This window comes from Novacetimonas hansenii JCM 7643, assembly GCF_000964405.1.
Classification (GTDB): Bacteria; Pseudomonadota; Alphaproteobacteria; order Acetobacterales; family Acetobacteraceae; genus Novacetimonas; species Novacetimonas hansenii.
The window spans coordinates 1-8,343 of the sequence record NZ_BANE01000098.1 but is presented as its reverse complement, the minus strand read 5'-3'; the positions used below and the strand labels follow the sequence as shown (position 1 = coordinate 8,343).

Sequence of the window (8,343 nt, the reverse complement as noted above, 5' to 3'; positions counted from 1 at the left end):
GCCCCGGTGGCGGAGGCCCCGGCAGCCGTGACGCCGCGCCGCCGTCGTGCGGCCGCCCCTGCGCCGGTTGAGGAACCTGCCGCACCGGTCAGCAAGGTCCGTAAACGTCGCGCGGCCGCCGCAACCGCCCCCACGCCGGTGGAAGCCGAAATCGAGGTGGCGGAAGTGGAAGTGACCACCCCGGCCCGTCGCACCCGCAAGGCGAAGTCTGCCGCGCCGGAACCCGTGCCTGCCCCCGCGCCCAAGCGTGCGGGTCGCCGGAAGAAGGCGGTCGTGGACGCTGTGATCGAGGAACCGGCCCCCGCGCCAAAGGCGGGCCGTCCGGCACGCCGCGCCAAAAAGGTGGCCGTTGCAGAGGAAACGAAGGCTGCGGCCCCTGCGCGCAAGGCCGCCAAGGCCCCGGCAAAGGCCCGCACGGCCAAGGTTTCAACGAAAAAAACAACCGCCAAAGCCGAACCCGCCGAAGCGCCCGCACGTCGCGGCCGCACGGCAGAGCGTGCGCCGAAGGTGAAGCGTTCCGCCGTGGACGCATGGCGCGAAGCGCGTGCCCTGCGCAAGCAGGTGCGCCTTGAACGGCTGGCTGCGGAGCGCAAGGGGCGGTAATTACCGCCATCCTGATCCGCCGTTTTCCGTGTGCATTGCGCAAGGTCTGCGCATGGGCACAAGACGGCGTGCCTGATGACGCGACCCGCCCCTGTGGCGGGTCGTTTCATTTCCGGGATAAATGGTTCAGGATATGACAATGGTTTTCTGCCATGGGTGTGGCCATGAATATGGTCATGGGGCAGGTCAGGCATGGATGTCCGTCCATACCGGTTGTCCATGCTAAGGCGATGCCTGATGGCGTCCCAACCGTAACGATGGAGACATGACATCCCGATGAACAGGCTGCATGCAGTTCCCACCCGTCGCACGTTCATGCAGGTCATGGCGGGGGCCACCGCGCTGGTGGCGACGCCATGTGGGGCGGCACGTCCTGATGGGCGCGCGCCCATGGTGGCCCATGCCCCGGTATTTTTTGATGCTGATGAATGGCGTTTCCTCAATGCCGCATGCGCGCGCCTGATCCCGCGTGATGCGCTGGGACCGGATGCCGTGACGCTTGGGGTGCCGCGCTTCATCGACCTGCAGATGGATACCCCCTATGGCCGGGGACAGTCATGGTACATGCATGCCCCCTTTGCAGAGGGACCGGCCAACCTTGGGTACCAGTTGCCCTATGCCCCGCGCGACATCTATCGCGTGGGGATCGCGGGTGCCAATGCCTGGTGCCACAATCACGAAGGATCGGCGTTCGCCGCCCTTCTGCCCGCGCGCCAGGACGAGGTGCTGGCCATGATGGAAAGGGGAGAGATGACATTCGGAAACCTGCCTGCCGCACAGTTTTTTGAACAGTTGCTGTCCAATACGATGGAGGGCGCATTTGCCGATCCCATTCACGGCGGCAATGCCGGGCTGCGGGCATGGACGATGATCGGCTTTCCGGGTGCGCGCGCCGATTTCATGGACTGGGTGGATCAGTACGGGATGAAATATCCGCTTGGCACGGTATCCATTTCCGGGGAGAGCGCCTGACATGGAGGCAAGCATGGATGCAACACGATGCAAGCCCGTCGATGTCGTTATCGTTGGCGGAGGGTGGGCCGGTTCGATCATGGCCAAGGAAATGACCGAGGCCGGGCAGAAGGTGGTCATGCTGGAACGTGGTCCAGACCGCAGCACTGCCGTCGATGGGGTCTATCCCGGCTCGATCGACGAGCTGGAAGGAAATTTCCGCTATCGCCTGTTTCAGGACCTTTCGAAAAGCACCGTTACCATCAGGAACAATATCCATCAGCGCGCCCTGCCATACCGGCGCATGGCGGCGTTCCTGCCGGGGGAAGGGGTGGGCGGTGCGGGCCTGCACTGGTCCGGGGTCCATTTCCGCATGCCGCCCGATGACCTGGTTCTGCGGTCGAAGGTGATCGAACGGTATGGAAAATCCTTTATTCCCGAAGGCATGAATCTTCAGGATTATGGCGTGACCTATGAGGATCTGGAACCTTTTTTCGATCGTGCGGAAAAGGTGTTCGGCACGTCGGGGGAACCATACAGGATCAATGGCGAAGTTGTGGGGAATGGAAATGTCTTTTCCCCATCACGTTCGGGCCCGTTCCCTCTGCCCGCGCTCAAGGATGTGTATAGCGCGCACCTGTTTCGCAAGGCCGCGACGGAGGCGGGGTTCCATCCCTATTCCATGCCTGCGGCCAATGCGTCGGCGCAATATACCAACCCCTATGGCGCGCAGATGGGGCCGTGCAATTTCTGTGGATATTGCAGTGGTTATGCCTGTTACATGTATTCCAAGGCATCGCCCAACGTGAATATCCTGCCGGTCCTGCGGCGGGATCCTTTGTTCGAACTGCGCACGCATGCCCATGTCCTGCGCGTGGAGATGGACAGCACGAAAACCCGCGCCACGGGCGTGACCTATATCGATCAGCAGGGGCGGACATGGACCCAGCCCGCCGAGCTGGTGATATTGAGTGCGTTTCAGTTCCATAATGTCCGGCTGATGCTGCTGTCGGGTATCGGCAGGCCCTATGACCCTGTTGCCAATGAAGGGGTGGTGGGGCGCAACTTCGTCTATCAGAACGTTACGACCAGCATGGTCTGGCTCGACAAGGGGATCGAGACCGAACAGTTCATCGGAACCGGTGGCGGTGGCGTTGCATTCGATGATTTCAACAGCGAAAACTTCGACCATGGGCCGCTGGGCTTTGTCGGTGGATCGCCGGTCTGGGTGAATCAGGCGGGGGTGAAGGCCATTGCCGCGGCACAGGCGGGCGGGCCGCCGGGGACGCCGCGCTGGGGCAGTGCGTGGAAAAAGGGGCTGGTCGATACCTATCGTCATTCCCTGCGTATTGATGCGCATGGGGCGAACATGGCCTATCGCGATGTGTTCCTTGACCTCGACCCGACATGGAAGGATGCCTATGGCCTGCCGCTGCTGCGCATGACGTTCGATTGGAAAGATAACGACATCCGCATGAACCGGTATGTGGTGGACCGTATCGGCGATGTGGCCCGTGCAATGGGCGCGCGTCAGGTGCAGTTGACAAAGCGGGAATTCGGCGTGCCCTTCGATACCCGCAAATATCAGACCACCCACCTTGGCGGTGGCGCGGTGATGGGGATGGACCCGACCACCAGCGCGCTGAACCGTTACCTGCAGGTATGGGATGTGCCCAATGTGTTTGTCATTGGCGCGAACGCGTTTCCGCAGGGGACGGGATATAACCCGACCGGCATGGTCGCGGCCCTTGCCTACTGGTCGGCGCATCATATCCGCACGACCTACCTGAAAAATCCCGGCCCGTTGGTGTCGCCATGAAGGGGGGGCATCTTCTGGCCCTGCTGTTCGGGCTTGCCATCTGGGGCACGGGTGGCGCCGGGGCCGCGAATGGGGCGGTGGTTGGTGCAGTGGGGGGCGCGGAGGATGCGGCGACGCTGCAGGCCGATATCGCGGCGGGCGAATATATGGCGCGTGCGGCGGACTGTTCCGCATGCCATACTATGCCCGGCGGTCGTCCCTTTGCCGGGGGGATGGTGTTCCGCCTGCCGATGGGCACGATCCGGGCATCCAATATCACCCCCGATCCAAAGGCAGGGATTGGCGGGTATAGCGAGGCGGAATTCGCCCGTGCGGTGCGACAGGGTGTACGTCGTGATGGCGCGACACTGTATCCGGCCATGCCTTATCCATCCTATGCGCATATGACGGATGCGGATGTGCATGCGCTGTATGTGTATTTCATGAAAGGTGTCGCGCCGGTGGCGGTGCCGGTCGCGGCGAATGACATCGTCTGGCCATTATCAATGCGCTGGCCGCTGGTGGGGTGGCGGATGCTGTTCGCCCCATCGGGCGCGCGGGCGGGGCAAGGGGGCACCGATCCTCAACTGGCGCGTGGGGCCTATCTGGTGGAGGGGCCGGGTCATTGCGGGGCCTGTCATACGCCCCGTGGTGTGGCGATGCAGGAAAAGGCCCTGACGGCGGCGGATGGCCCGCTATATCTGTCGGGGGGGAGTGCGGTCGATGGGTGGAACCCTGTCAGCCTGCGTGGTGAAGCGCGTGAAGGCCTTGGCCGATGGAGTGAGGAAGATATCGTGGCCTTCCTCCAGACCGGGCGTGTCACCCATGCCGCGGCATTTGGCGGGATGACCGATGCGATCCGCCACGGCACGCAGCACCTGACGGCGGACGACCTGCACGCGATTGCCCATTACCTGAAATCGCTGTCGCCTGCGCAGCCACTGGCGCGGGCATGGCGGTATGATGCAACAGCCGGGCACAGCCTGCACGATGGGAACCTGTCGGCGCGGGGTGCGCGTGCGTATGTTGATAACTGTGCGGCGTGTCACCGGACGGACGGGCGTGGTTATCCCACCACGTTCCCGCCGCTTGCAGGCAATCCGGTGGTCATGGATGCTTCCGCCACGTCGCTGATCCGCATCGTGCTGACCGGCAGTGTGCTGCGCGCCACCCGGCAGGCACCATCCGCCTTTGTCATGCCCGGTTTCGCGGCGCGCATGGATGATCGTGCTGTGGCCGACGTGGTCAGTTTCATTCGCCAGTCATGGGGCAATGAGGCATCGCCGGTCAGTACGGCGCAGGTTGCGGAAGTGCGGCGTTCCATCAGCGGTGACGGGGATGCGCCCCCTGCGCATCAGCCCCTGAACTGATCGTGAAGGAGGCGGGCGGTTGTCCTCGCCGTGTGGCTCCGTCACTCTGTCGGCATCGCGCGGGCAGCTTCTTGAGAGCTTCTTGCGGCCCTTATAAAAGTTGCAGGTGCCTCCGCTGAGGGATTTTTGGGGAAGATAAAATACAGTCATCAACTGGAAGCATAAAAGTTTCTGCTGGAGCTTGGTCAAAGGGGAGGGCAGGCAGGCGAAGCTTTGCGGGGAACATTCAGCCAGAAAATTCTTTGAATTTTCAGGATTTTTCATAGAAAGCCAAAACCATGTTCTGGCAACCGGCACGAAAGGAACACCCATGAAACGTCGTTCATTGCTGGGGGCGGCAGTTCCCGTGGGGGTTGTCGCAGCACTGGCGCGGACGGGGGGCAGCGCCCATGCGGCATTCCCCGCGACGCAGGGCATCAACCGCGACCATGGCATCAATTCCGCAGGCCCGTTTGAAATCGTGGCGCGTTTTGATGGCCCCGGCCCGTCAGGCATTGCGGTGACACCGGGACGGCGCATTTTCGTCGGCTTTCCCCGCCATGCCATCAATCATCCGGGCGCGACACTTGCGGAACTGCGTGACGACGGGCTGCATGCCTATCCCGATGCGCAATGGAGCAGGCCGTCCGACCGTCCCGTGGCGCAGCGCCTGATGTCGGTCCATGGCATGACCACCGATACGCGCGGGCGGTTATGGTGCATTGATGATGGCAAGCTGGCGGGGCTGCCTCTGGCGGCGGGCGCGGCAAAGGTCATCGGGATTGATCCTGCCACCAATGCTGTTTTTTCAAATATCGTCCTGCGTCCCGGCATTGTCCTGCCTGACAGCCATATGAACGACCTGCGTGTGGACCTGACGCATGGGGCGGCGGGGACGGTGTATGTCACGGATTCCTCGTTCGGAATGTCACCCGCGCTGGTGGTGATCGACATCGCCACCGGACGGCAGCGCAGGGTACTGGCACAGCATCCCGCCACGCAGGCGGAACGTGGTTTCATGGCCGTGGTGGAGGGGCGTCCCCTGGTGTTCGATCCCCCCCGGCAGAAGCCGTCCTTTGTCTGGGGCGGGGCCGACGGGATTACATTGTCCCCCGACAGCGGCACCCTGTATTTCTGTCCCCTGACCAGCAGGCGGCTCTATAGCATTCCCACCGCGCTTCTGTCGGATTTTTCAGTGACCGAGGCGCAGTTGGGACAGGCCGTACGTGACGAAGGGGAAAAGGGTGTGGCCGATGGGCTTGCCACCGATGGGCAGGGGCGGATCTATACCACCAATTTCGAACATGACGCGATTTTCCGGCGTAATGTTGACGGGTCGTTCGATACCATGGTGCGCGACCCGCGCGTGCTGTCGCCGGACGGGATCTTTGTTGATGGGGGTGATGTCTATTGCACGCTGGGGCAATGGAACCGGCTTGGCGGGCTTAACGGTGGGCATGACCTGCGCGTGCCCCCCTATTACCTGATCCGCTTTCCGACTGACCCGGCGGCGGCGGTGGATGCATTGCATGTGAAATAGGCGCGCCCCTTTCCCTTTGGGGCGAATTGCGGCAAAAATCCCGGCCATGAATATTCTGTCGCGCATGATGATGCCCCTGATCCGGCGCCTTGATCCCGAGGACGCCCATCAGCTTGCCCTCAACGCCCTGCAACTGGGATTGGGTGGTGTGTCGGACCCGGCCCGGGACGATCCTGCCCTGTCGATTCGCGCTATGGGCCTGCGGTTTCCGAACCCGATCGGCATCGGGGCCGGGTTTGACAAAAACGCGCTGGTGGTGCGTCCGCTGTCACGTTCGGGCTTTGGCTTTGTGGAGGCCGGGACCGTCACGCCCCGCCCGCAGCCAGGCAACCCGCGCCCACGGCTGTTCCGCCTGAACGAAGATCGCGCGATCATCAACCGTATGGGGTTTAACAACCAGGGCATTGACCGCTTTGCCGTGCGTATGGCGCGCCTGCATCGTGTCAGCGCATCGGGCCGCCATGTGGGGGCAAAGGTGCCGGTAGGGGCGAACCTTGGTATCAACAAGACCGGTGCGGACCCGGAACGGGATTATCCGTTGCTGGTGGGGCGTATCAAGAATTATGTCGATTACATCGTCATCAACCTGTCATCGCCCAATACGCCGGGCCTGCGTGACCTGCTGGAATCCGCGCGCCTGAAATCCATCCTCGATGCGATTGCCGCCGCCCACCCCGAACGCCCGCCGTTGCTGGTGAAGCTGTCGCCTGACATGGCGCGTGATGATATCCCCGATGTGGTGGAGGCCGCGATTGCAGGTGGCGCACAGGGGTTGATTGTCACCAACACCACGATTTCGCGCCCACGCAGCCTGCGCAGCGCCGATGCCAACGAAACGGGCGGCCTGTCGGGACGCCCGCTGACACCGCTGGCATGCGATACGCTGGCGCATGTGGCGCGCGCGGCGAACCGTCGCCTGACGCTGGTGGCGTGTGGCGGTATCGAAAGCGGTGCGGACATCGTCGAACGCGTGCGCATGGGGGCCGACCTTGTGCAGCTTTATACCGCCTATGCCTATGAAGGACCGGCAATCGTGTCGCGGCTGAAGCGCGAGACGCTGACGGCATTGCGCCTGCAGGGGTTCGAGACGCTGTCTGATGCGAAAGGAACAGCCCTGTCGTGAAGGAAGCCAGCGGAATCGCCCCGGTATCGGGCCAGTATGACGGGTATATCGTGGACCTGTGGGGGGTCATCCATAATGGTGTGGCCCCATATCCCGGGGCGCCGGAATGCCTGCGGCAGTTACGGCAGGCCGGAAAGCGGGTGATCTTGCTATCGAACGCGCCACGCCGGGCCGATACGGTGCAGGTTGGCCTGCGGACAATGGGCATTGGCGATGACCTGTATGAAGGGCTGATGACCAGCGGTGAATGCACCCGCCGGATGCTGCGTGCGCGCACCGACCCATGGTTTGCCCAACTTGGGCGCCGGATGCTGCATCTTGGGCCGCAAAAGGATATCGACCTGTTTGCCGGACTTGACCTTGAGGTGGTCGAGGACGCGGCGCAGGCTGATTTCGTCCTGAATACCGGACCTGACGCCGACCGGGGGGAGGAGGATATTACCCCCTATCTTCCGGTGTTGGAGCAATGCGCCCAACATGGGCTGAAGATGATCTGCGCCAACCCTGACCAGCAGGTTATCCGGGGCAGCCGTCGCCTGTTATGCGCAGGCGCGCTGGCCAGCAGGTATGAGGAAAGCCATGGTGCCGACGTGCGCTGGATCGGCAAGCCCCACCCCGAGGTCTATGACCTGGTGGCAGGGATGATGGACCTGCCCCTGTCGCGCATTCTTGCCGTGGGGGATTCTCTTGCCACCGATATGCGCGGCGCAAAAGGGGCGGGCGTGGACGGGTGCTGGGTGCTGGGGGGTATCCACCAGGAAATGCTGGGCGGAAGCTGGGCTGAGGGGAAGGACGCCGATTACGCCCTTGCGCTTGAAGAGGCGCGTGGCGCGGGACTTGATCCGGCGGTGTGTGTGCCTTCCTTCCGGTGGTAGGGAGGATAAGGTCCGCAACATGCGTGATGGCGCTTTGCTGTGCTGTATAAAGAGTGTTTAAAAACAAATCATTGATAAAAAGAAAAGTTTTTGGGTGCCGCCTT

The 8,343-nt window shown here is 62.7% G+C and carries 6 protein-coding genes and 1 pseudogene; all 7 read left to right on the top strand.

From position 1 onward, the window contains the following. A pseudogene (locus B7G66_RS17815) lies at window positions 1-603 on the top strand (hypothetical protein); the annotation flags it as partial. Window positions 604-879: 276 nt separating this feature from the next. After that, window positions 880-1,575, top strand: coding sequence for a gluconate 2-dehydrogenase subunit 3 family protein (locus tag B7G66_RS08085; RefSeq protein WP_003621253.1), 696 nt, complete (start codon window positions 880-882; stop codon window positions 1,573-1,575). Between the two features lies 1 nt (window position 1,576). Beyond that, a complete protein-coding gene (locus B7G66_RS08080; protein WP_237700312.1) occupies window positions 1,577-3,373 on the top strand; it encodes a GMC family oxidoreductase in 1,797 nt (598 codons plus the stop codon). Further along, complete coding sequence (locus tag B7G66_RS08075; RefSeq protein WP_003621249.1) at window positions 3,370-4,722, top strand: c-type cytochrome; 1,353 nt, start codon at window positions 3,370-3,372, stop codon at window positions 4,720-4,722. Before B7G66_RS08080 ends, B7G66_RS08075 begins: the two co-directional genes overlap by 4 nt. 310 nt (window positions 4,723-5,032) lie before the next feature. After that, a complete protein-coding gene (locus tag B7G66_RS08070; RefSeq protein WP_003621246.1) occupies window positions 5,033-6,241 on the top strand; it encodes an L-dopachrome tautomerase-related protein in 1,209 nt (402 codons plus the stop codon). Between the two features lie 46 nt (window positions 6,242-6,287). Then, a complete protein-coding gene (locus tag B7G66_RS08065) occupies window positions 6,288-7,364 on the top strand; it encodes a quinone-dependent dihydroorotate dehydrogenase (protein WP_040512551.1) in 1,077 nt (358 codons plus the stop codon). Continuing rightward, the gene (locus B7G66_RS08060) at window positions 7,361-8,239 is read left to right on the top strand and encodes a TIGR01459 family HAD-type hydrolase (RefSeq protein WP_003621242.1); all 879 of its coding nucleotides are present in this window, start codon (window positions 7,361-7,363) and stop codon (window positions 8,237-8,239) included. The genes B7G66_RS08065 and B7G66_RS08060 overlap by 4 nt, the downstream gene beginning before the upstream one ends. The last annotated feature ends 104 nt before the right edge of the window (window positions 8,240-8,343 follow it).

Excerpts from the sequence above, each read along its gene's own strand:
- B7G66_RS08070 (WP_003621246.1), top strand. The coding sequence starts at position 5,033 with ATGAAACGTCGTTCATTGCTGGGGGCGGCAGTTCCCGTGGGGGTTGTC.
- B7G66_RS08080 (WP_237700312.1), top strand. The coding sequence starts at position 1,577 with ATGGAGGCAAGCATGGATGCAACACGATGCAAGCCCGTCGATGTCGTT.
- B7G66_RS08065 (WP_040512551.1), top strand. The coding sequence starts at position 6,288 with ATGAATATTCTGTCGCGCATGATGATGCCCCTGATCCGGCGCCTTGAT.
- B7G66_RS08075 (WP_003621249.1), top strand. The coding sequence starts at position 3,370 with ATGAAGGGGGGGCATCTTCTGGCCCTGCTGTTCGGGCTTGCCATCTGG.
- B7G66_RS08085 (WP_003621253.1), top strand. The coding sequence starts at position 880 with ATGAACAGGCTGCATGCAGTTCCCACCCGTCGCACGTTCATGCAGGTC.